Origin of the sequence: Bacterioplanoides sp. (assembly GCF_965226395.1) — a bacterium.
Lineage (GTDB): Bacteria > Pseudomonadota > Gammaproteobacteria > Pseudomonadales > Oceanobacteraceae > Bacterioplanoides.
Genome location: NZ_OZ245358.1, coordinates 2,348,084 through 2,371,797, shown reverse-complemented (window position 1 = coordinate 2,371,797; position 23,714 = coordinate 2,348,084). Strand labels below are relative to the sequence as shown.

Below are 23,714 nucleotides of genomic sequence, written 5' to 3'. Positions count from 1 at the left end.
GGTGATAATAGCCGATCATGATAATCACTATTACAAATATGTAATAATATAAGCATCCGCACCAAGAAAGAGAGCCATCATGACACCCATACCCGAGTGGTCAGGCATTGCCGAATTTGTTGCCGTGGTTGAAAGCGGCAGCTTTACCGCCGCCGCTGAGCGCCTGCTGGTTTCAACCGCTCAGGTCAGCCGGCAGGTGAATGCACTGGAGCAACGCCTTGGATTACAGCTGCTGCACCGTACCACCCGTAAAGTCACGGTGACGGATACCGGCAAACATTACTATCAGACCTGCCAGCGGTTACTCGAAGGCTTTGAATCAGCCGAACACGAGCTGCTGGAACAACAAACCCAGCCCAAAGGCAAACTGCGTTTAACCGCACCCATTACCTATGGTGAACGGGTATTGATGCCGTTACTCAATGACTTCCTGTTGCTGTACCCACAAATGTCGTTAGAAGTGGAACTGTCGAATACCAAGCTGGATATCACTGATGCCGGTTTTGATCTTGCCATTCGCCTCGGACAATTACAGGACAGTCGCCTCAGAGCGCGTAAGCTGTCGAGCCGCCAGATTTTTACCTGCGCTGCACCGGCTTATATCAATCGTATGGGCCAGCCGAATACCCTGTCGGAATTAAAACACCACAATTGTTTGGTTGGCTCCGTCAGCCACTGGCGCTTTGCCGAACAAAACCAGCTGGCAACGCCTCAAGAAAGAAGCCTGAATGTATCTGGCAGCTTGCGCTGCAACAGCGGCATCTCCCTGGTGGACTCGGTATTAAAAGGCATTGGCATTGCGCAATTACCGGCTGAGTACGTCAGCCATCATATTGCCACCGGCAAACTGGTGAAATTGCTGGAACACCTGCAACCCAAAGAAGAAGGCATCTGGGGACTTTACCCAGCCAGCCGCTGGTCTTCTACCAAAACCAGCTTGCTGCTGGATTTTCTGGCGGAGCGATTAAAAGATGATGAATTCCGGTAATTGATCAAGATAAAAGCTTATAGAATTGGTTACTATGCTTGATGCAAAACCATAAAGATTTTTGTTTTTGGAGTAACAAATGAAGTTATATGGATTTTCCTTAATTCTGCTATTTTCAGCGCTAATACTAGGCTGTAATGATCAGCAAGCAGCCGAAGAAAAAAAGGCAATTGAAGAACCTGCTCCGGTTAGCTTTGAAGGCCTCCCCAATGGCACATATAGAATTTCGTTAAAACAGACCAATACAAGAACTATATCTTATTATCCACCTAAACCGGCGTATGGGAAAAAACCGATTATAGTAGAGAGCTATAGTGAGTGGCTTCTTCACCATCAGGATGATGCCTATCATTTTGAACTGACAGACCTTCGCTACTCATATGATATTGCACTTTTATCTATAGTATTCGACACCCGTTGGGATGAAGTTATTACCGAAAGCAAGATACAAGGTTACTATGTTGAAAATAAAAACGAGAACTTTCCTCCTGCTCTTGAAAAGTTAAAAACAATCAAAGGGTTTTCTTTCTCGCTAGGAAAAACCTCTGACTCGACAGAAACCTTGCTAAACCTTACTTCCAGTTATCAGATACCTTTAGAGTCGTTAACGATTCCAGATAATAAATTTTCCCCGCATGATGAGATTAAAATTCATTTGAGTGAGAAAAATATTGTGCCGATATTCTCTATGATGATGGCTCACCCAGCAAAACCTCTGACAGCCAATGAAACCTATACATCAACCACTGGAACCTGGGAATTATCAAACCGTGCAGATAAGTTAACTTACAATACCAACAAGGATAATGCTTCGCTGCTAGTTAAAAATCACTTTGATCACAATAATATTTTGAGAGTTAGTTATTACAGTCGAACTCATAAAAAGCCCGTCAGAACAATAAAATATCGAGAAACTGAAATAGACGTCTTTCATAATTACAACCACAAAGCCAAAGTAGAGATCAGAGCAGCCGACGACGCTATTGACTTAGGAACAATGGTGATCCCTGATCAAAATAATCCGTGATTTATAACCGGCAATAAGGCTTATACATGAATGAATTTGAAGTATTTTTAATTGGTGGTGATGAAGATGAAACAGCAGTAGTTTCTAAAGAATCTATTGATGGTAAGTGTAAAATCACCTTTTTCTACAGAGATAAGAGTTTATTTGCCTTAGACTTTGATTACTTTGCTGCGCTTTGCTGCGCTTTGCTCCATCAGAGAACAATTAGAAGCCGACAACCTGATTCCATTTTGTTATGGAGCCAGTCTTAATGTATATCCATCTGGTATGTGCCGGGATATGGGGTCAGGAATGATCGCCTATAAAACTGAGATCGGTCAGGTAGCCAGCAGAGATAATCTGGTTAATATTTTTGATCAGGGAAATGATGTCATTCCATCATCCGTATCTCAACAAAAAGCCCATTTTGAGCAGTGGCGACAGTCAGCAAAGAAAGCCTGATAGGGTTATTGATATGAAGGAAATAAATTACGACAACCTCAGGATGACTGCCACCGCGTCAGACGGCATACATACCATGGAACTGTATATAGATAGCGGGTTTGCAAGCTTTACCGTTTCCTTCTCTATCAGCCAAAGAGATTTTAATGTACTTGAGCAGAATGAAGAGCGCGCCGCACTCTTATGCGCAGCCTTGCACCATCCATTTCAACTCCGTAAAACTCATCTGAGCCTGGAGATGCAAAGGTATTATTTGGATAAAATTCTTCATTCTCCAGCCCGGGAAGCTGAAGAATTTTTAACGGAAAAAGACCATGGCTCTGCAAATGGAGCCATATCAAACTTTATTCGGCTTATATATGGTCGTGAGCAGTCGCTCATGAGGCAGGGGAAATGGTTCAACTGATCTGCTAATTTGCTTGATTCATCCACCACCAATCCAGAGAATTAATCAGGGACTCTTCTATAAATGAGCAATGAATTAATACAAGCAGTCAAAAATGACAGCATTAAAGACATCAATAATTTGCTCTCAAAAGGCTTCGATATTGATAGCTCTGATGCTGACGGCATGACGCCTTTATTACATGCCTGTGAGATTCAGAATTTTGACATCATGAAGCTACTTGTCGATTTCGGAGCTGATGTTAACCATAAAAACAAACTGGGTCACAAAGCCGTTGATATCGCGTACTGGTATGGGGAATTCCGTATGGGATGTTATACCGCCGTCAGCCAGAAGATGGTTAAGTACCTGACAAATCATGGTGCAACGTCATCCGTGAATACATGACCACCCCCATCAATGGATAGATGATCACCTCAACCCGCACTGCGGCGAAATTCTTTCGGGCTTTTGCCAGTCCAGTTTTTAAACGCCCGACAGAAGTTGGCAGACTCGCCATACCCTAATAAACAAGCAATCTCATAAACTGTATAACGAGCCTGCTGTAACAGCAGGGTCGCGATCAGCAGCCTTTCCTGCTGAACAATTTGCAGATACGAGGTGTTGTGTTGTTTGAGTTTGCGAATCAGACTGCGGCGGCTCAAATGCAAGCGGTCGCAGATTTGCTCTAACGATGGTAAAGCAACCGCCGCCGAGCCATTCGCCACGTTGTCTTCCAGACATTGCCGAATCAGCTGTCGCACCTGAACATGCAGCTGGGTTTTGCTTTGCTGCGCCGCTAAAAGTTGTTCACATTTTTGCAGATTGGCTTCAAAAGCAGCCTGATCGTGCAATGGAGATGCCTGCTGCCACAACACCTTAGGCACCCGCAACTTATTTTCTGCCTGAGCAAAATGCAGCTTGGCATCAAACGATTCCTGATCTCCCGTGCTGCGGCTATCGTGATGGGTAAAGTACAGTTCAATATCGGTGTTTCGTGGCGCACCACTGATTTGTTTAATCAGGATCTCGTTCGTGCGCATATACGTCATAAAGAAAAACTGCGCAAAAACCGGATCTCCCGTAGTGTCGTGCAGCACAATATCGACATGCTCAGCGTGATGCCGGATTTCATGTTGGTAAATATCGCAGCGGATACGAAACCAGCGCACAAAGGTTTCCAACGCCTGGCCAATGGTGGGCGCGCTCAGCGTGGCATAACCAACCGGGCCATGACTCACCATCCCCAGATGACGGCCATACTCCATCGCTATATCCGAACGCTTGTTGTGTTGGAGCAGGTTGTGCACCAGCTGAATACAGTCCGCCAGCGGCACACTATCGGTTTCACTCAGGGTTTCCAGATTGATCTGAGTGGCAGCAAACAGCTGCCGGGTGGGCACCAGCTCCAGCAGCATGGCGATCAGCACATAACTTTTGTGAATATGGCCCGGCTTCATCCAGCCCCCTCTCGTATCAGTCGCGAATCGGTCGCCCGCTTTGGCACTTAATAACAATGATAATGTCATCGAGTGAAAAGGCGGGCAAGCCAAAGCTGCGTTAAGGTATTTCAGTCGCCTCAAAATAATTCAAATAAGTGGGTACACAATCATGGATAAAACAATTCATTATGATGCGTTATGGCAGGATCACGCCCCCGCGATTGCCTGGGGCAATATCGCGTTATTTCTCGGTATTATCGTTGGCTATGGTGTGGCCATTGGCGGTGCCTTACTGGGCCATCTGCCCTACTGGCTGGCCTGCTTGATGTGTGCTTATCTGGCATTTGCCAGCTTCTCGGTGGCACACGAAGCCTGCCATGGTTCCATTATTCAGATGGGGGCCGGGCCACAGTGGATTGCCGACGGCATCGGCTGGATCAGCACCCTTCCGTTCTTGTTATTACCTTATCGTTTGCTACAACGAATGCACGAACGCCATCATGCCTATACCAATGATCCGGCGCGCGACCCAGATTATTTTCCATCCGGACAACGCTGGTATCAGACACTACTGCGCATTTATCTGGTGCCGTTTAAATATCACTGGATGGCGCTGTCGCCCTTGCGTCATAACCCACATTATCGTCAGACCTATGTCAGCAGCGCTCTGTATATGCTGTTCACCAACACAACTGTCGTGCTGTTGTTGGCATCCGGTTATGGCCGTGAAGTGCTGTTTTTTGCCATTATTCCGGCTTTTATTTCCATGTTTGCGCTGGTGTTCTTTTACGACTTTTTGCCGCACCATCCGCATAAATCGCTGGATCGTCATCATAATTCCCGGGTGATTTTAGGTACGGTAACCAAATGGCTGACACTGGCACAAAGCTACCATCTGGTGCATCACTTATACCCACGTGTGCCCTGGTATCGTTACGAGGATTTATACCATCGTATTGTGCCGGATCTGGATGCCAAACAATCTCCGATTGAGTCTTTGTATGGTGCATCGCGGCCGCGTTTATTGCAGTCTGAATTTGCTCATACCCTGAATGATCAACAAAACTCGGTACATGCCTCGCTGACCGTCACAGCGGTTCATCGTTTGTGCCCCGATGCGGTTGAAGTGGTGCTGGCATTGCCGAATAACGAGCGTCTGAATTATCGCGCCGGGCAATATGTACTGGTGAGCAAATGGCTGAACCAGCAACAGGTTAGCCGGGCTTATTCGTTATGCAGCGCCCCTCATACAGGTGAATTACGTATTGCCGTGCGGGAAGTCAGCGACGGAACATTATCGCGCTATATCAACCAGACACTAAAAGCGGGCGATGAGCTGATTGTGCAAGGGCCTTATGGTGAGTTTCAGTATCCGCCGCTACAGGACGAGCCGCTACAGACTGAGTCAGCCAGCCCGGCGTCTGACTTGGTATTATTCGCCGCTGGTAGTGGTATCACTCCTATGATGGCGATTTGTGAAGCAGCACTGCAACAGCCAAATGCTCCCCAAATTAAACTGATTTATTGCAACCGTACTCCAGAGCGTGCGATGTTATTAACACGCCTTCAGCAGCTGCAAAAATTGTATCCAAAACAGCTGACATTACAGCTGCTTTTTTCACAAAGCATCGACCAAAACAGCGCCCCAGACACAGCCGATACAGACTCTCAGCGGCTAACACCTGAGATGATTGCTGACGTTGTAAAACAGCAAAATTCCGATAGCGATTATTATATTTGTGGCCCATCTGACTTTAACGATATGACGCAAACAGCGCTGCAACAATCGGGCATTCAACCACAACGAATTCATAGCGAGCTGTTCCGCAGTCGTATTACTCCGGCGAAAGGGTTCACCCATGCGGTGCATATTTTTTTAAACGATGGTGCACAACACACACTGAAGGTAGCGGCGAATCAGACGATTCTGGAAGTTGCTAATGATCAGGGCATTGAATTACCCCAGGGCTGTGGTTCAGGTTCATGTGGCAGCTGTAAAATGAAGATACAACAGGGTGATACTCAGGCATTACCGGTGGGTATTGCCGGGCTTTCGCAACGGGAGCAAGCGGCAGGTTATACCCTGGCTTGCCAGTGCCGCCCTGATAGTGCGTTGCTTTTGCAGGAGGCTAATCCGTAATTGAAGCGCCCGGCACTGTTTCTTGTTGTGCTTGCCCACCTTGATTCTTGGTGATAGCTTAAACACCAATAGAATCAGAACAATGCTATCAACCATCATCCACGAAAAATTGGGACACCCACCCTAACACTTTTTCCCGATTGTGCAATAAACCACCATTCCATTACTCTCAGCTGATCCGAACTCATGGAGTGAGATAATGACTAAGCCCAGAAGCCATCATATCTCAACCGAAGCAACGCCATATTATCATTGCATCTCGCGCTGCGTTCGTCGTGCATTTTTATGTGGTACTGATCATTCAACCGGACAATGTTACGAGCATCGCAGGAACTGGTTAGAAGATAAACTTCTCTCTTTGCCCCGGGTTTTTGCGATTGATATCGCCGCATATGCCATCATGAGTAATCATTACCATGTAGTGCTGTTTATTGACTCTCAACAGGCTAAAAGTTGGACAGACACTGAAGTGGTTGAACGCTGGCATACCCTGTTTAAAGGAAATTTATTTTCTCAGCGTTTTCTCAAAGGTGAAACACTGGATAACGCCCAACGTGCTCGCTTACAAATTTATATCGAAGAATGGCGCTCACGCTTATCCAGCATCAGCTGGTTTATGCGGATTTTAAATGAGGCAATTGCACGCGAAGCGAATGCTGAAGATGAATGTACAGGCCGATTTTGGGAGGGTCGTTTCAAATCTCAAGCACTATTAGACGAGGCCGCGTTGGCGGCGTGTATGGCTTATGTCGATTTAAATCCAGTGCGAGCCAAAATGGCTAACACACCAGAATCCTCAGATCACACGTCGGTTAAACGTCGTGCTGAAAAAGCGCAAACAGTTAAGCAACCCAACCATTCGAATCAACAGGCTGACTTTTTATTACCCTTTGTTGGTAATCCCAGACAGAACATACCCAAGGGTATTCAAATGCGATTGACTGATTACCTGGAACTGGTTGACTGGACTGGACGAGTTTTACGCCACGATAAGCGCGGCGCTATTGCAAAAAGCTCAGAAAACATCCTCGCCCGCTTAGGCATTGACGATTCTCAATGGTTAACGATGACTGAACATTTTGAGCAATGCTTCAAGACCTTTGCTGGCGGCGAACAAAGCCTTCGTTTGGCCTGTGAGACTCTGAATTATCAACGACCGCCCGGGCTAAGCCGATGTAAAGCCGCTATTGGCTGATTCTGGCTGGTAAACGGTTAAAACAATAGCAATCGAAGCACTTCGATTTTTCGTCATGTCTGATATTCATCATTTTTAACTAAAATCGTATCCCTTCAATAACAACCACCCCGAAATTTCATAATTGAGCGTATCGCTGAGGCCTGCCAATGATTGGCAGAAAAACTTAACCAATTAAAAGTTAAGATGGATATCCTTGTAATTCTGTTGAGGCTTGTCAATGATTGGCAGAAAAACTTAACCAATTAAAAGTTAAGATGGATGTCCTTGTAATTTGAAGATGGATGTCCTTGTAATTTGCTTGTAAGGAATTTTGAAGGCGCTGGGATTCAGGAAGACAAAAGGCTAACGGATAAAAGAAAGCCCGCATCGTGCGGGCTTATAGTTTATTGTGCTTTAAGAGATTCAACCCATTGATTGGGAACACCTTCATAATGATCTCTCAACCTGTCTTCAACATGCTCAGGATCCCAAACAGCCGCACGTTCTAGCTCTTGGCATTCCTCTTTAGTTGAAGGAGTTTCTACTCCCTGATAATAAATAGAGAACTTTTTATTTAATGGGCTTTGTTTGAAAAACTTAGGTATCTCCTCAAGCCCTTGATCTAAAGGCTCATTACCCAAAACTTCCCAGCGCCCCGACTCAACAGCACTATTCATTACCCAAACTTTGAAGATAATTGGCTTAGAAACTATCTCTTCTAAGCTCAATTTATCAACCGACTTACAATCATAAAACGCAATTAAAGGCTCTTCCAAAACTCGTCCAAAAGAAAAGCTTCCATCCTCTAATTTGATTACCAGAACGTCTCCAACTTTTCGCTTTATTTTCTTTGCTCTTGCCATTATTCATCAAACTCTCGAAATGCTTCTAGACGGTATTTCGGCCCTCGAGGATTAAGCGGAGAGACACCATTAATCGCATTACCTGATGTTCCTCCCATCGACTTAGCTCCGCCATTTGCTTGAATTAGTTGTTGCTCTCGTCCCCTTACGGCATGACGATTTGCTGAAGACTTATCCAATACAGCAGGACCAAACCCTTTATCATTCATATGATGATTCGCATCACGTCGAGCTATATTTTGTTCAGGGGTTCCGGTACCACTAGTTCGACCAGTGTAGACTTCTCCTGTTTTAGGATTTGTCTTGGTATACGTCTGATAGGTCTTTGCATTGTTTGTAACATCATCAACTTCGGGCTTAGATTTAGTTCTAGCTATATCCTTATTTGCTTTCTGTACACCATCACTGAGCTTATTTTTAGCAAACTTTGCAGCTTTAGTTCCCAATCGACGAACAGAAAGAAAATCTGTAGCACCACCTGTAGCTTGGCTCGCCGCCTCAGCCGCTAATTCTTTTACCACAAAAACAGCAAGTGGGTATAAGAAAAATGCCTCACCTGTTGGATCAACATAATTCACCGGATTATTCCCGGTGTACTGATACAAATTACACTCAATCACCGAGCTCAGGCACTTATCCATCTGCTCGCCAAACAGCGGGTCTGGTGAGATAAAGCGCCCGCTCAGCGGATCGTAATACCGTGCTTCAAAATACAGCAGCCCGGAGTCATCACGTTCTTTCCCGCTAAAGCCATACGGCTGAAGGGCTGATAATTGCAGGTTGGCGGCATCACCATACGGTTGATAGTGGCTGTGCTGCAGTACCTGATTATCGCCGTTCAGGGTTAATGTCACCGACCCTAAATGGTCGTTATGCAGAGCAAACTGTTGGCCTTGCAGGCTAGCGCCTGGGTCGCGGAGAGTGAGTCGGCGCTAATTTCAGAACAACGATGTACTGGGCTAACTTATCTATAGGTTATAACTTGAGCACCAAAAATGAGTCCGCGCACTTTTTTGAAAAGAATTAATCCTAACAAAATCAATTGGTTACATATTAAAAGCCAAATAATTCTTACCCAGATATCAGGTTGGTACAGGAGTAGACTATGAGCAGTCACTAACTATAAAGCTCATTCACAAGAATGAAATATCATTTGAGTTCCTCTCATCAGAAACGAATTCTTAGTACTAAAAATTAACGAATCAATGACAAGATTGGGAGGCAAAAATAATGAGCATCATAGAAAGGCAGTATAAAATGTCTGCCAGGTTCGGCAGTATAGGTCGGATCAAAATGAAAATAAGGAAGATTGATGCTTAGACGAGCTTTCCTTGGATGTTAACTATAAATTAAACGGAAGTAACTATGGAAGAAGTCGTGAAAACAGAAGAAACAACGGAATTAGCATGGAGAGGTACAAGGCTCGGGGCATTAATATTAGACTGTATAATACTGTTTACACTAATGGGGCCTATAAGCTACTTTTTAGGAATCTTTGATTACGTTCAAAATGGTCAAAAACCACCATTTATTTTAACATTAACAAATTTCACCATTAGCTTTACCTTATACTTTGCCATTAATTGGAAATATCTGAAAAACAACGCTCAAACCATTGGTAAATACGTTCTTAATATTCGAATTATCAAATTGGATGGCAGCAAGCCAACAATCAAAGAACTGTTATTAAAGCGCTACCTTGTATTATGGGGATTCCCCTATATTCCATTTATTGGCGGCATACTTAATGTCATCAACATTTTGTTTATCTTCCGGAAAGACCACAGGTGTATCCATGACCTTGTAGCAGGTACCAAAGTTGTAGAGAGTCATGCTGAATATTGAAATTCTAGGCATATGAGACAGAAGGGAAGTTCTCCTCTAATAGACTGTTATTTTTCCCAGGAGAGGTTAAATATTAGTTTAGAATGGAAGTATCAAGATTAAAATATAGATTGGACTATGATTTGAATCCACTCCCTAAAAAATCGCCCAGCTCGTTTGCAACAATATTTGCGATGGCTCTATTCGCCCCCCTGGCACGGATAAATCAGGCTTAGGGGCATAGTAAAAGCCCGCCTCAATATTCCAACGGCCATGGTTAAATCCTAGTCCAGCCTGATAAAAAAAAGCTTTATCCGATTCCGGGGAAGAAAAGCGATTGGCCTGTGCCTGCCAGTACCATTGGTCGTTAAATGCGCGAGTGATACCAGTGTGTAATAACAGTGCCGATGTGCTCAGGTGGTAAAAATCAGGCGCATATTCCGCCCGTAACACCACACCCGATGGGTGCCAGAGCTGTGCGCCCCATTCGTGATAATTCCAGTTTTGTCCGGCATTTAAAAACCAGCGTTGTTTAATGCTGCCGCCGACATAAAGGCGTCCATCCAGAATCGGATAATCCGCTGCCAGAAAGCCATTAATATTGCGATGTCGCTGCCGCTGGCCATCGGCTTGTGCTTCATTAATATCTGCACCAATGTAGCTGTAGCGTGACAGTTCGTAGCGGGAATACAGATTCAGAGAGGGATTATTCTGAGTTTCGGTCTGACCATAATACAGGCGGTTTTTCTGCCACTGAGCACCCAGGCTTAAACGACTAAAATCCAGCTCAGTGGCTGATGACTGGCTGGATAAAAACACGTTAAGAATGATTAATAAAACGACAGGATGGCTATTTCTCATCGCTGTACCTTTTATGCGTTAAAGTTTTATCAGGCGGCTCTTGCTCAGAAAAATACCTCCCCGACCAGCGCCGTATTTTTTCGACCACCTGATTGCGATTTAATTCCGGATGAAGGCTCATAACACGCGCCGCCACGGCACTGATATGTGGCGTGGCGATAGAATGACCGCTGATAACATCGTAGCCCTGATCCGGAGCCAGACTAAGGGCCGATCTGGGCGCGGTAATCACATTAGGATGTTGCCGGGATAATTCCGACAGGTCAGTTGAAACCCCTGAGATATAAAGCACTCCATTCCCCGGAGTGGGAAACCGCTGCTGCGCTGAGCGGTGTTCATCATATGCTGAAATAATCAGAGTGCCCTGTTGCTGTAAATGCTGGCTTAATTCGGTGAGCACCCGATCTTCCGGGCCAGTTAAACTGAGGTTAAGGATATCCGGCTGTAATTCAGCGGCTTTATCCAGTGCTAGTGCCAGCGTTAAGGTATTACAACGGCCGCCACCATCCGACACCTGCCAGCAGCCACGTAAATGATAAAAATCAGCCTGATAAATCAGTCCGGTAACTAAACCTGCAACAGCCCCAGACTGATTATTTGTTGGCTTAGCAGGCTGTGCCGCCATCAGGCCAGTGACTGCCAGCCCGTGTTTTTCCTGATGTGATGGCATATCGCTGCGTTCACCCACAAAGTCGAAATAACTCAGTTCACTGCCCTGCAATGCCGGGTGTTCACGATCCAGTCCGGTATCAATTACGGCCACACTCACATCCGTTACGTCCTGATGTGAATGATCAAAGTAGCGTTTTATTTCATCGTACTGCGGGTATTTTTTGCTGCTTTGTACGCTGTACTCATTAAACGGTTGTACCCATAAAACGTCCGGATCGTTTTCTAATTGTTTTAACGTTTCCGCCTGGGGTGGTGCAATTAAAAAACAATGCAGTCGTAATGAGCGAATTGGCCATTGCTGAAATACCGTCAGCTGATAATGACGTGCTATTTTTTCGGTCAGGCGCGCCAGTGCCGGATCATTCTGGTACGCCATGGTTGGCTGATACCCCGGGCCGGGAATGGCATGACGCTTTTGTTCTCCGCGTGAATCTTTAATCACCACCAGCAGTGGCTGTACATCGGAGGGAATGGCCGCTTTTTCTGTGGTCGCCATACTGCTACAGGCACTCATCATCAGGCTCAGTCCTGCCAGCACCAGCCATCGCTGCAACAGTCTCATGGGTTAGCCTGCTGCTGGTGCGGTAAATGTTTTACCTGAATAATACGTGGGTCTGCCTGAACCTGATCCAGCAGCGTCAGGGCATTAGGTGTCGCACTAACATCCACAGCAGGTGTGCCCGGATAATCGTTAATCACCTGCAATTGGTATTCACCAATCAGCTGTTCCAGCGCTGCCTGATTAGCCGCAATTAAACGCACGGTATCCGCCTCGTGCTGTTGCGGCTGCGACAGGGTAATGTATTCCGCAGCTGATTCCTTATGCGGTAAAGAGTTCGGATATAAAAACACCACCAGCAAAAAACAGGCAGTTAATGCAGGCAGCGCCGGTTTTAACCAGATACTGCGTTCACGTTTATCCAGCTGCTGTTCAAATTTGGCAAAGTCCGGCTGCACCAAGGGTTCTGTCGATGGCACATCACGACGCATTTTCTGCTCTTGCAACAGCAGAGTATTTAACGCTTTGTCTTGCTGTAACTGAGCTTCAAACCAGGCCTGGTCTTCGGCATTTAAATGGCCGTTCAGATAATCACTGATCATGTCATAGGGAGATGGTGTCGGCATAATCGGAAGCCCCCTGCTGCGTGGTTAAATACTGCCCCAGTTTTTTTCTGGCATGAAATAAACGGGTTTTTACACTGTTGACCGGACAATCGGCGATATCAGCAATTTCGCTCACGGAGTAACCTTCAAAATAAGCCAGCTCCACCACAATACGCTGTTTGTCAGGCAAGGTTTTTAACGCTTTGGCCACCAGATCTCCAGACTCTAACTGAGACGCTTCATTGTGCGCCAGTTCTTCCTGCTGCTCTGATGTAAAGCTCAGAAAATCTTTTAATTTCTGATACACACTATGGCGTTTCAACCGTTTTAAACAGGCGCGATAAGCAATTGAGAAGACCCAGCTGGAGACCCGCGACTCCCCTTTAAAGGAGTCCGCTTTATCCCATACGGTCAACATCACATCGTTATACACTTCTTCTGTTAAAGCAGTGTCCGGCGTCATACGTTGCAAAAAAGGCAACAAGCGAGACTGATAGCGCTGATAAAACTGCTGCATCGCAACCCGGCTACGGGACTCGGCAATGGCTTGCAGCATCTGCTTATCAATACGGTCGGCCAGGTCACGCTGTTGCTGATCGCTGGCAGAATCCGGCACTGGCTGTTGTGCTGTATAAGTGTCTGACTGATTCATCATAATGGCGTTCATGTCCGTAAGAGCCCGTTGGACAGCAAAAGGGTTCAAATCTTTCCGATTTTTTTTGCCAGATATTTTCTATTACAACGATAGATTATTTTAATCACATCATTTGAACCGGATTCTTTATCGCCGTCCTCTTACCGGGTACACAAACCTTGTAGCGGAGACGCACCCATGAATAACCCTAATAAGAACCTGTTGGCGATGACGGTTTTATCCACCATGTTACTGACCGCTTGTGGCGGTGGTAGCAGCAGTAGTAATAACGATACTGCCGATAACGCGATTGATAACGATAATAACGACACCCCAACGCAGCAGCAGCCACCGGTACAACCTGCACCAAGCTGCCCGGCTGTGGGTAACCTGCAACCGGTTTATAGCGCCAATAACCGCTGTGATATCGACGGCGTATTAACCGAAAACGCAACACTGAGCTCAAATTATTCATGGTTTTTAAGCGGTGGATTACAGGTGGGTAGCCAGGGCGCAGATGCGACCTTAACTGTTGAAGCAGGCACCCGTGTTTATGGTGGTGGCAGCGATTATCTGCTGGTTTACCCGGGCTCTTCATTACAGGCTGTTGGCAGCCGTGCTAACCCGATCTATTTTATTTCTGATGACACAGGTGTTGATGGCTACGGTGAATGGGGCGGCTTGTACCTGCGTGGTAGCGATGCCGCTCAGGGCAACAATCGTCTGAACTATGTGGTTGTGGCCGAAGGTGGTGCTGAAGTACAGCTGGATTTAAACGGCCAGCAGGTTACCTACAGCGATAACATCGTATTAAACGGCGTTGACGACAACACAGTGCTGTCGTTTGTGCAATCGCATAACTCCGCTCGTGATGCTTTCCATATTGTGAACAGTGAAGCACGTATGTCCTGGATTCTGGCAACCGGCGCTAAGCGTGACGGTATCTGGTACCGCGATTACAACGGTCTGATTAAAGACCTGATGGTGATTCATAACCGTGATGTGGATGGTTCAAGCGGTCGCTCCGGTATTTATGCCAGCCGTACCGATTCCGGCACGTCTAACCCACGTATCGTGAATGCCACGCTGGTTGGCCGCGATAACAGCAGCGAATCAGCCGCCGGTGATGACAGCGCTCGTGAATTCGGTATTTTGTTTGCCGATAACTCCAATCAGGTACGTATGGGTAATATCTTAATTGCCAACTTCCGAAATGGTTGTATCGAATTAGAACCAACGGCCGATTTAAGCCAGATTGATACCGGTGTACCGGGCCCGAACTACCTGGATGGCATTCACTGCGCCAACGAAGCCGGTCCGAATGGAACCTTTATTGTTAACCGTACTGGTGCAACCGCATTGCCTGCTGCCAGTGTTGCCAGTAACAACAGCAATGGTAATGGCGTGGTGTATTACAACGGTGCTGGCGGTGAGTTAGCCATTGCCGATACCGCGTTTGCCAGCAATGCCGGTGGTATTCAGTTTACCGGTGAGTTAGCTGACCGCAGCAGTAACTTTACCGCCAGCTGGTACCTGAACAATATTCGTGGCATCAGCAATGGTCTGGTTGCCAGCAGCAGCGCATTAAATGCCTTCCTGGATGGTGATACCAACCGTGACGGTAGCGTTGACGCCGGTGATACCAACTCTGCCTTTATTGTTAGCGATGACGGTGTTGATGGCTTTAACCAGGACGTAGCAACCAACACCGGTGGTTATGACTTAACCCACATTGGTGCAGTACGTGGCGGTGCGGTTTCTAATCAGCAGTTTGATGGCTGGACAGTGGCTACCGATGCAGCCGATGGTTTTGTGGTAATGCAGCCGCAGCCATAAATCACTGGTAATTCTGCATTGATACAAACCGTACGACATCACTGTCGTACGGTTTTTTTGATATTTAAGTTACTAATGAATTTTTTATTGCACGGTAAACTATCAACAAAAGCAGTTCTTTACGCTTAGAGAATAGCTTCTACACTACAGCAGGAATGCTGCTTAAAACGGCAGTGAAATTATTTTGAAGGATATTCGAATGAAGCTTTCTCACATTAAATATTGTGTGCCCATCGTTTTATTATCTCTGACCGCCTGCTCAGCCAAACTGGCCAGCATTAAAGTCCCCGACAATCTGGCAAATCAGCCAGCTCAAGCGTTAACCACCGACGGTGAGTTCTGGGGACTGGGCATGGACGGAACCTTTGATCTGGCAGGCCTGTATCAGGGCAAGTACGATCGCGAAGCGTCAGGTTCCTCTTACTTCGGAGACTTTATCAGCAATAACGAAGGTTCCATGGTTGCTGAAGTTATCAACAACCAAACCCAGAAGCGTTGGTTATTACAGTGTGCCGGAGAAAACTCCAGCGTTAACTTTGGTGGCTTATCCTTTGGTGGCGACTCACCGTACGAGTGCACAATCACCACCACCAATAACCGCCAGCTGGGTAAATTCTCTCTGAAGAAAAGTGCCGGACTGATTGATTTTGGTCCTACCGGCAAAGTGGCAGGTTCGCTAAGACTGGGTGGTAACCGCTATGAGGTTGAATCCATCCACGATATCGATGGCAGCTTTATTCCGTCGGATCAGCCATTAGGCTATTACATCCGTAAAGACGGTAAAACCGTAGCAGCCATTCAGGTGAATGGCCGTATCACACTGCAATCCGATGGCGCGGATATGGATGCTTATGCACTGGCGACCGTTGCCAGCTCACTGAGCGTGCGCCCGGAAGAATAATTCGCCAGGCCTTTGCGTGAAGGATTTTCAGGGCCGTCAGGCTCTGAACATCCCCGCCATAATCAAACGCGACACTAACACCTGACTCTGCCAGTAACTGCAAGCCGTAGGCATATCATCATGGGCTGGCTGGTCGGCAAAAATACGCCCCTGAGGTGCTGGCAGCGCCTTCTGATCCAGATAGTTGCGCCCCGGAACAAACGCCAACAGCCCCATTAACGTGCCAATCACCGGCTCATTACAGTGCTTACAGGTACCGCGCCGTACCGCCGGAAAAGAACGGTATTTGTCGTAATGAATATCGGCATCGGCTGAAATATCAATGGCAGACGCTGACACCGCTACAACATCGGCATAATCACTCTGATACAGCTTACGGCAGATTGAGCAGTGGCAATGAAACCGCGCGAGCGGTGGTTGTTCAATTCTGACTTCACATTTACCGCAAGAGCAGCGGCTAAGCTGGGTAGCTTCGGACACAAGCGCCTCTCTGATTCATTATTGTTATCGACTTACTGATAAAATAATCGTTTTTGTTGCTGGGTTCCAGTCAACATTCTACCCAAAGGCAAAAACTATTCGTGCCCGGTTATGCTATGATTTTGCTTTGCTGTTCGTTTCTTTGGGCCAGCTGCCCAGTCAGAGGAATTTCATGAGTCACGAGTCCGGTTCGGGCACACCGAAAAACACCCGCAGTGGTGAAAAGTTTGTTAGTGAACATGGCTTTAATGCCATTAAAGACGGTATTAAAGCGACATCCGGTAACGCTGAAAAAGCACCAATAGGCCGTAAACCCAAGTGGTTACGGGCCAAAATTCCCGGCGGCCAGCGCTTTGAAGCCGTTAAAGCCAATGTTCGCAGTCATAAGCTCAGCACCGTTTGTGAAGAATCTCACTGTCCGAATATGGGCGAATGCTGGGCCAATGGCACCGCCACCATTATGGTGATGGGCTCGGTATGTACCCGCGCTTGCCGCTTTTGTGCGGTCGACACCGGCAATCCCAAAGGCTGGCTGGATCATGATGAACCCGCCAATACCGCCGAGTCGGTTGAGCTGATGGGCCTGCGTTATATCGTATTAACCTCAGTTGATCGTGACGATTTAGACGACGGCGGCGCCGCCCATTATGCCGCCTGCATCAGTTCCATTAAGACACGCACTCCAGAGGTAAAAGTAGAAGCCTTAACACCAGATTTTAATGGCGTTGAAGAGCACGTTGCTCTGGTGGTGGATTCCGGCCTGGACGTGTTTGCCCAAAATGTGGAAACGGTTGAACGCTTAACCCATGTGGTGCGTGATCCACGGGCGGGTTATCAACAAACATTAGACGTGTTGGCCTTTGCCAAGCGTCATAACCCGAATGTACTGGTAAAAACCAGTTTGATGGTTGGCATTGGTGAAACCGATGACGAGATTTATCAGACCATGGATGAATTACGCGCCATTGGTGTGGATATCCTGACGTTGGGCCAGTATTTACGACCAACCAAAAACCACCTGCCGGTGGATCGTTACGTGACGCCAGAACAGTTTAATCACTTTCGGGATGTCGGCTTAGAGAAAGGCTTTATGGAAGTGGCTTCTGGCCCAATGGTGCGTTCCAGTTACCGTGCCGATCAGGTGTTTGAGAAAAATAACCTTGGCATTGAGCTGCCTTCCGTACCGGGCGCGCCTGCTGCCGAGGCGCTGATCCCGATTAAAGCGGTTTAATCAACTGACTGCTGTCATAGCCAAAAGTAGTGACGAGCTGCTGTTGTAGCTCCGCCATCACCACATCAAAAGCCGGTGCGTCGTCCAGCTCATCGGCAATTCGCGTCATTTGGATATCCGAATAGCCACACGGGTTAATCCGCTGAAATGGCTCCAGATTCAGATCAATATTCAGCGCCAGGCCATGAAACGAACGGCCTTGTTTGATTCTCAGCCCCAATGAGGCAATTTTGCGGCCCTTGGTGTAGACCCCGGGTGCATCTGCACGCGGCGCTGAGTCAATGCCAAACGTCTTTAACGTCGCCACCAGCGCCTCTTCAATATGAGAGACCAGCTGACGTGGCCCCAGCCCTTTACGCTGAATATCAATCATCAGGTACACCATCAACTGGCCCGGGCCGTGATAAGTGACCTGTCCGCCACGGTTGCTCTGAATCACCGGAATATCACCCGGCATCAATACGTGTTCTGCTTTACCCGCCTGCCCTTGGGTAAAAACCCGCTCATGCTGCAGAAACCACAATTCATCGACACTGTCAGCATCTCGTGACTCAGTAAAATCCACCATACGCTGGTAGGTTGGCTGATAGTCCTGCAAGCCGCTAAAATGGCGGATAACAACCGAGTTCATCAGATCACCATATGCACGTAATCGTGGGCACTGAGGTCGGTATGAATCTTCTGCAACTGGTCAATGCCGGTAGCGGTAATATAAACCGTCACTGCCCGGAAGCGGCCATTTTTGCTATCGCGGGCGGTAATCCGGGCAAAGTCACAGCCGGGGGCATGACTTTCGATAATATCGAAAATCACACGGTCATAATCCTCTTTGCCTTTACCCACCACTTTGATTGGATAGTTCGGACAAGGGAATTCAATTTTAGGAGCTTCTGGCTGACTCACAACGCGCCTCTCTTGGTTTGCCAGTGGTATTCAACCGGGTGAAAAAATAGATGGCCCGGTTAAGCATCTGGCTTATATGGTTTTAGCTTAGATCAATTTCAAGGCTATCAGGCCTTAGCCAACCTGACCCCGGATATTATTTCAGCCGCCGCGCCGAAGCGCCATCCATGGCTATTCCGCGCTTGCGCGACATCCTGTCGCTGCTGTGAAACAATAATCCGGAGTCGGGTTGTGATAACTCAGATACAAAAATGGCTGCCAGAAAGCAGCCATTTTCTATGGTTTACAGGGCCTGTTAACAGGTCATGGGGAACAGTCAGGCAAATAATTTAGCAAAGAACAATTTAATTTTGCCAATCAGGCTGCCAAAGAAACCTGCTTCCTCAATATCTTCCAGTGCTACCAGTGGCAATTCAGCCTGAGTTTCATCGCCCATGGTAATGGTCAGTGAACCAACCGTTTGACCTTTTTTAATCGGCGCTTCAATAAACTCGTCGGTTAACATATCCACCTGCAGTTCACCTTTGGCACCACGTGGCAAGGTCAGGAACAACTCGTCAGCAACGCCCAGTTTGACTTCATCCTGCTCACCCAGCCAGATTTTCTGCGTTTGCAGCTGTTGTTCGGCACTGTACAACTTGTGGGTTTCAAAATAACGGAAGCCATAGGCTAATAATTTTTGTGTTTCACGGGCCCGGGCTTCTTCACTGCGCGTACCCATCACCACGGCAATAAAACGAGTGCCATCTTTCAGCGCTGATGCGGCTAAACAGTAACCGGCTTCATCAGTGTGGCCGGTTTTTAAACCATCAACTGTTGGGTCACGCCACAACAGTTTGTTGCGGTTAGGCTGGCGAATACTGTTGTACTCGTAATATTTCTCAGCGTACAGCGGGTAATAGGTTGGGTGATCTTTGATGATGCGCAACGACAGCAGCGCCATATCGCGTGCTGATGAGAAGTGCCCTTCGGCTGGCCAGCCCGTGGCATTTTTAAACTGAGTGTTCACCATGCCAAAGCGCTCGGCATACTGATTCATCCAATCGGCGTAAGCGTCTTCCGAACCAGAAAAGTATTCCGCAACGGCGACTGATGCATCGTTACCCGACTGAATAATAATGCCACGTAATAAATCAATCAGCGATACCTGAGTGCCTTCACGCACAAACATACGCGAGCCTTTTTTGCGCCAGGCTTTGACGCTGATCGGCACCAGTACATCTTCTGCCACATTGCCCAGCTCCAGTTCATGGGCGGCCACATAGCTGGTCATCATCTTGGTTAAACTGGCCGGAGGGAGTTTCTGGTCGGCATTTTTTTCCACCAGAATTTTGCCGCTATCGGCATCCATCAGTACATAAGCGGTTGCATCCAGTTGCGGTGCAGAAGGAACAATCACGGCAGCGTGAGCAACAGAGGCTAATGCTAACGATAAACACAAAGTAATTTTGCTGAAAATCGACATAATATTCTTGAAGTAAATAATTAAAATAAAACGGTTGAAACAATGCCCGGCATTGTAACACGCTCAACTTCTTTTGCAGTTAGATATAGACTCACCGCAATTGTGTTTACAGGACTTTGCATATGAATGCCTTACGCGGCACATTTCTGAGTATTTTGTGCTTATTGCCACTCTCTGGATACAGTACCCAAGCGGACTTTGAACAGGGCCAGCAATGGCTGAAGCAACGGCTCGATCAACGCCATCAACAAAACCAGCAACATCTCCAAAAACAGAGCCCGCAAGCGGCACGTAATCTGATTCTGTTTCTGGGCGATGGTATGAGTGTGACCACACTAACCGCGGCCCGAATTTTTGAAGGCCAGCAGCGTGGCGAAAGTGGTGAAGAAAATCAGCTCTACTTTGAAAATTTCCCCTACTCATCGCTGGTCAAAACCTACAACACCAATCAGCAAACCGCCGACTCCGCCGGCACCATGAGTGCTATCACTACCGGGGTTAAAACCCGGGCAGGCCTGATTGCCGTTGGCCCGGAACAAGATCGGGCCATTTGTGCAGGCTCACGGCAATATCATCAGCAAACCCTGTTGCAGTGGGCCAGCCAGCAAGGCTATGCCACCGGCATTGTCACCAGCGCGCGTATTACCCATGCAACCCCGGCTGCCGCCTATGCTCATTCCCCCGAACGTGACTGGGAAGCTGATAGCGACTTAACGGCTGAAGCACAACAACATGGCTGTAAAGACATCGCCTGGCAGCTGATCAACAAGGCTTACGATAAAGAGAGAGGAGTGGATATCGTGCTGGGCGGTGGCAAAGCTAATTTCACCAAAGCCAGCTGGTACACCCGGTTATTCACCCAATATTTGTCGGTGCCGTTTTATGCCCTGCCAGACTTTCTGAAATCCGGCGGCAAACGTTACGACACCGATCTGATTCAACAATGGCAGCAGCGGTTTCCCAATGGCCACTATCTGGAAAACCGTCAGCAATTGGCACAGTTTTCACAGTCGAGCCAGCAAACCGGCCCGGTGCTTGGTTTATTTGCCAACAGTCACCTGCCTTATCAATACGATTCCCAGAAGAAGGGCAATGAATCTCAGCAGCCAACCCTGGAGCAGATGACACAAACTGCGGTGAATTATCTGGCCCAACGGGTGCAACAACAGGATTTAACAGGCTATGTGTTAATTGTTGAAGGAGCCCGGATTGATCACGCTCACCACTTAGGTAATGCATATCGCGCTCTGGATGAAACCGTTGCGATGGCGAAGGCGGTTAAAACCGCCGACCAGTTAAGCGATGATAAGAGTCTGATTATTGTAACAGCCGATCACAGCCATACCCTGTCGATGGCTGGTTATCCACAGCGGGGCAACGCGATTCTTGGGTTTGTCGACAATAACGGCCAGACACTGGCACTGGATAATCACCCTTACACCACCCTAGGTTATGCCAATGGTTTTGGTGCTCATCCGCTGCATGACGATGACCACACCCACAAGAGCAAGCACGATCACACTCAACGCCAGCCAGGGCGGGTGTTGTGGAATGATGCGAAAGAGGTTCCGGCTAACCCGGAAGAGGCTGACTTTTATCAAGCCGCACTGGCTGGCAGTTATTACGAAACCCACAGTTCTGATGATGTGGCATTACATGCCAAAGGGCCGGGGGCGCAATTCTTTCATGGCCTGATCGATCAGCATGAAATTTACCACCGTATTCGTCGTGCCTTACACCCGGCCTTAAGCAAGCAGCAGGAGCGCTAATATGAGGAACTTTAAAAGCAAGTCGTCTGTTGTATTGCTGCTGGCGCTTACCACATTAACAGCGTGCCATTCAGAACTGCAAAAGCCACTGACTCAGGCACCGGCAGTCAAAGACACCACCAGCTCAGCGCAGTGGTTTAACCAAGGTAAACAACTCGCCCAGAATGCAGCACCAGTCGCCAACACCCAAACTGCCAAAAACCTGATTCTGATTGTGGGTGACGGCATGGGTATCACCACTCATACCGCAGCACGGATTTTTGCCGGACAGCAACAAGGCTTATTGGGTGAAGAATACACGCTGAGTTTTGAAACCCTGCCCTATTCGGCGCTGATCAAAACCTACAATACGGATCAACAAACGCCGGATTCCGCCGGCACCATGACCGCACTGGTTAGTGGTGTAAAAACACGGGCTGGCATGTTATCGGTTAGTTCGGATGCTGAGCGTGGTCATTGTGGCTCCAGCCAAGGCAAGTCGTTAGCCACTGTATTTGATCTGGCCGAGCAACAAAACAAAGCCACCGGAATTGTCACCACCGCCCGCATTACCCACGCCACCCCGGCCGCCTTGTACGCACATTCTCCGGAACGCAATTGGGAAAGTGACAATATGCTGCCTGAAGAAGCGCGCAAAAACGGCTGCCTGGATATCGCCCAGCAACTGATCAATCACCAGCAAGGCAAACAACGACTTGAGGTGATTTTTGGTGGTGGTCAACGTCACTTTTTGCCAACCAGCGAGCCAGCAGGAAAACGCACAGACCAACAAAATCTGACCGCCCAATGGCAATCACTGCCCGACCATCACCTGCTGACCAACAAACAGCAATTACAAGATGCGGACCTCACGCACGGCCATTGGTTAGGCCTGTTTGCCAACTCACATTTACCCTATGTCGATCAGCGCGATAAACACACTCCGGGGCTGCTGGATATGACACAAGCGGCGTTATCCCGACTGAAACATCAGCCACAGGGTTATGCCCTGATGATTGAAGCCGGACGTATTGATCACGGCCACCACGCGGGCAGCGGTTATAAAGCCTTACGGGAAGCCGAAGAGCTGGATCAGACCGTTAACTGGTTGTTAAACACCATAGACCTGAGCGAAACCCTGCTGATTGTTACCGCCGACCACAGCCACACTCTCACGCTCGCGGGATACCCGACGCGCGGTAATCCAATGCTGGGGGTAGTATTCAGTAATGATGATCAGGGCAGACCGGAAACCAAACCTTACAAGCTGACTGACGGTGGTTATTACACCTCAATCAACTACCGCAATGGCCCGGGTGCTGTTGCATTACAGCGCCCTTCGGTTGATCCGCAACAGGCACTACAACCTGAGTATTTACAACAAGCCTTGGTGCCATTGGAAAGTGAAACCCACGGCGGAGAAGATGTGGCTTTATATGCCGCAGGCCCGTGGGCTCATTTGTTTGGCGGCACCATGGAGCAACACTGGGTTTATCATGTAATGCGCCATGCCTTGCTGGCTGAATAATCTTTAGCTCAGCCAAACAAAAAGCCCCGTTGATGGTTATCAACAGGGCCTTTTGTATGAGACT

Annotated in this window: 25 protein-coding genes; 14 read left to right on the top strand and 11 right to left on the bottom strand. The window is 47.7% G+C overall.

Annotated elements, in window-relative coordinates:
* Positions 1-79 precede the first annotated feature (79 nt).
* The 6 genes from ACO05E_RS11000 (at position 80) to ACO05E_RS10975 (ending at position 3,249) form a co-directional block, all read left to right on the top strand.
* A complete protein-coding gene (locus tag ACO05E_RS11000; protein WP_419812983.1) occupies positions 80-988 on the top strand; it encodes a LysR family transcriptional regulator in 909 nt (302 codons plus the stop codon).
* Positions 989-1,067: 79 nt separating this feature from the next.
* Positions 1,068-2,015, top strand: coding sequence for a hypothetical protein (locus ACO05E_RS10995; RefSeq protein ID WP_419812982.1), 948 nt, complete (start codon positions 1,068-1,070; stop codon positions 2,013-2,015).
* A gap of 26 nt (positions 2,016-2,041) precedes the next feature.
* On the top strand, positions 2,042-2,266 hold the full coding sequence (locus tag ACO05E_RS10990) for a hypothetical protein (protein ID WP_419812981.1): 225 nt from the start codon (positions 2,042-2,044) through the stop codon (positions 2,264-2,266).
* A gap of 40 nt (positions 2,267-2,306) precedes the next feature.
* Entirely contained in the window at positions 2,307-2,456 is a 150-nt protein-coding gene (locus ACO05E_RS10985; protein WP_419812980.1) for a hypothetical protein, read from the top strand.
* Positions 2,457-2,469: 13 nt separating this feature from the next.
* The gene (locus ACO05E_RS10980) at positions 2,470-2,862 is read left to right on the top strand and encodes a hypothetical protein (RefSeq protein WP_419812979.1); all 393 of its coding nucleotides are present in this window, start codon (positions 2,470-2,472) and stop codon (positions 2,860-2,862) included.
* A 63-nt stretch (positions 2,863-2,925) separates the two neighbouring features.
* On the top strand, positions 2,926-3,249 hold the full coding sequence (locus tag ACO05E_RS10975; protein ID WP_419812978.1) for an ankyrin repeat domain-containing protein: 324 nt from the start codon (positions 2,926-2,928) through the stop codon (positions 3,247-3,249).
* Between the two features lie 29 nt (positions 3,250-3,278).
* Here ACO05E_RS10975 and ACO05E_RS10970 read toward each other — a convergent pair whose 3' ends face one another.
* Complete coding sequence (locus ACO05E_RS10970; RefSeq protein ID WP_419812977.1) at positions 3,279-4,301, bottom strand: AraC family transcriptional regulator ligand-binding domain-containing protein; 1,023 nt, start codon at positions 4,299-4,301, stop codon at positions 3,279-3,281.
* 151 nt (positions 4,302-4,452) lie between these two features.
* Between ACO05E_RS10970 and ACO05E_RS10965 the strand changes: the two genes are divergently transcribed.
* Positions 4,453-6,423, top strand: a complete 1,971-nt coding sequence (locus ACO05E_RS10965) for a fatty acid desaturase (protein ID WP_419812976.1) — start codon at positions 4,453-4,455, stop codon at positions 6,421-6,423.
* Positions 6,424-6,622: 199 nt separating this feature from the next.
* Positions 6,623-7,618: an alpha-amylase family glycosyl hydrolase gene (locus ACO05E_RS10960; protein ID WP_419812975.1), complete on the top strand. Its 996-nt coding sequence runs from the start codon at positions 6,623-6,625 to the stop codon at positions 7,616-7,618.
* 386 nt (positions 7,619-8,004) lie between these two features.
* Here ACO05E_RS10960 and ACO05E_RS10955 read toward each other — a convergent pair whose 3' ends face one another.
* Positions 8,005-8,463, bottom strand: coding sequence for an immunity 26/phosphotriesterase HocA family protein (locus tag ACO05E_RS10955; RefSeq protein ID WP_419812974.1), 459 nt, complete (start codon positions 8,461-8,463; stop codon positions 8,005-8,007).
* Positions 8,463-9,317 (bottom strand): RHS repeat-associated core domain-containing protein, encoded by an 855-nt coding sequence (locus ACO05E_RS10950; protein WP_419812973.1) that lies wholly within the window; start codon positions 9,315-9,317, stop codon positions 8,463-8,465. The genes ACO05E_RS10955 and ACO05E_RS10950 overlap by 1 nt, the downstream gene beginning before the upstream one ends.
* A gap of 511 nt (positions 9,318-9,828) precedes the next feature.
* Here ACO05E_RS10950 and ACO05E_RS10945 point away from each other — a divergent pair.
* Positions 9,829-10,308 (top strand): RDD family protein, encoded by a 480-nt coding sequence (locus ACO05E_RS10945; RefSeq protein ID WP_419812972.1) that lies wholly within the window; start codon positions 9,829-9,831, stop codon positions 10,306-10,308.
* 135 nt (positions 10,309-10,443) lie between these two features.
* On the opposite strand, the gene ACO05E_RS10940 is transcribed toward ACO05E_RS10945, so the two are convergent.
* From ACO05E_RS10940 to ACO05E_RS10925, 4 genes are read right to left on the bottom strand one after another with little or no spacing between them, the layout of a single operon-like run.
* Positions 10,444-11,148 carry a hypothetical protein gene (locus ACO05E_RS10940; RefSeq protein ID WP_419812971.1) on the bottom strand — a complete coding sequence of 235 codons (705 nt, stop codon included), beginning with the start codon at positions 11,146-11,148 and terminating at the stop codon, positions 10,444-10,446.
* Positions 11,138-12,382: a S8 family peptidase gene (locus tag ACO05E_RS10935; protein ID WP_419812970.1), complete on the bottom strand. Its 1,245-nt coding sequence runs from the start codon at positions 12,380-12,382 to the stop codon at positions 11,138-11,140. Before ACO05E_RS10935 ends, ACO05E_RS10940 begins: the two co-directional genes overlap by 11 nt.
* Positions 12,379-12,945 (bottom strand): hypothetical protein, encoded by a 567-nt coding sequence (locus ACO05E_RS10930; protein ID WP_419812969.1) that lies wholly within the window; start codon positions 12,943-12,945, stop codon positions 12,379-12,381. Before ACO05E_RS10930 ends, ACO05E_RS10935 begins: the two co-directional genes overlap by 4 nt.
* Positions 12,923-13,579: an RNA polymerase sigma factor gene (locus tag ACO05E_RS10925; RefSeq protein WP_419812968.1), complete on the bottom strand. Its 657-nt coding sequence runs from the start codon at positions 13,577-13,579 to the stop codon at positions 12,923-12,925. Before ACO05E_RS10925 ends, ACO05E_RS10930 begins: the two co-directional genes overlap by 23 nt.
* A 177-nt stretch (positions 13,580-13,756) precedes the next feature.
* Between ACO05E_RS10925 and ACO05E_RS10920 the strand changes: the two genes are divergently transcribed.
* Both ACO05E_RS10920 and ACO05E_RS10915 read left to right on the top strand, forming a co-directional pair.
* Complete coding sequence (locus tag ACO05E_RS10920) at positions 13,757-15,394, top strand: hypothetical protein (protein WP_419812967.1); 1,638 nt, start codon at positions 13,757-13,759, stop codon at positions 15,392-15,394.
* Positions 15,395-15,593: 199 nt separating this feature from the next.
* Positions 15,594-16,295 (top strand): hypothetical protein, encoded by a 702-nt coding sequence (locus ACO05E_RS10915; protein WP_419812966.1) that lies wholly within the window; start codon positions 15,594-15,596, stop codon positions 16,293-16,295.
* A gap of 36 nt (positions 16,296-16,331) precedes the next feature.
* Here the strand turns inward: ACO05E_RS10915 and ACO05E_RS10910 are convergent, their stop codons facing one another.
* Entirely contained in the window at positions 16,332-16,775 is a 444-nt protein-coding gene (locus tag ACO05E_RS10910) for a GFA family protein (protein WP_419812965.1), read from the bottom strand.
* 172 nt (positions 16,776-16,947) lie between these two features.
* On the opposite strand from ACO05E_RS10910, the gene lipA reads away from it, so the two are divergent.
* Positions 16,948-18,006, top strand: coding sequence for a lipoyl synthase (gene lipA / locus ACO05E_RS10905; protein WP_419812964.1), 1,059 nt, complete (start codon positions 16,948-16,950; stop codon positions 18,004-18,006).
* Here the strand turns inward: lipA and lipB are convergent.
* From lipB to ACO05E_RS10890, 3 genes are all read right to left on the bottom strand, one after another.
* Positions 17,993-18,637, bottom strand: coding sequence for a lipoyl(octanoyl) transferase LipB (gene lipB, locus ACO05E_RS10900; RefSeq protein WP_419812963.1), 645 nt, complete (start codon positions 18,635-18,637; stop codon positions 17,993-17,995). The two genes, lipA and lipB, sit on opposite strands and share 14 nt — an antisense overlap.
* On the bottom strand, positions 18,637-18,909 hold the full coding sequence (locus ACO05E_RS10895) for a YbeD family protein (protein ID WP_419812962.1): 273 nt from the start codon (positions 18,907-18,909) through the stop codon (positions 18,637-18,639). The genes lipB and ACO05E_RS10895 overlap by 1 nt, the downstream gene beginning before the upstream one ends.
* A gap of 316 nt (positions 18,910-19,225) precedes the next feature.
* On the bottom strand, positions 19,226-20,374 hold the full coding sequence (locus ACO05E_RS10890) for a D-alanyl-D-alanine carboxypeptidase family protein (protein WP_419812961.1): 1,149 nt from the start codon (positions 20,372-20,374) through the stop codon (positions 19,226-19,228).
* Between the two features lie 122 nt (positions 20,375-20,496).
* Between ACO05E_RS10890 and ACO05E_RS10885 the strand changes: the two genes are divergently transcribed.
* Positions 20,497-22,143 (top strand): alkaline phosphatase, encoded by a 1,647-nt coding sequence (locus ACO05E_RS10885; RefSeq protein ID WP_419812960.1) that lies wholly within the window; start codon positions 20,497-20,499, stop codon positions 22,141-22,143.
* Between the two features lies 1 nt (position 22,144).
* Complete coding sequence (locus ACO05E_RS10880) at positions 22,145-23,650, top strand: alkaline phosphatase (RefSeq protein ID WP_419812959.1); 1,506 nt, start codon at positions 22,145-22,147, stop codon at positions 23,648-23,650.
* Positions 23,651-23,714: the final 64 nt, after the last annotated feature.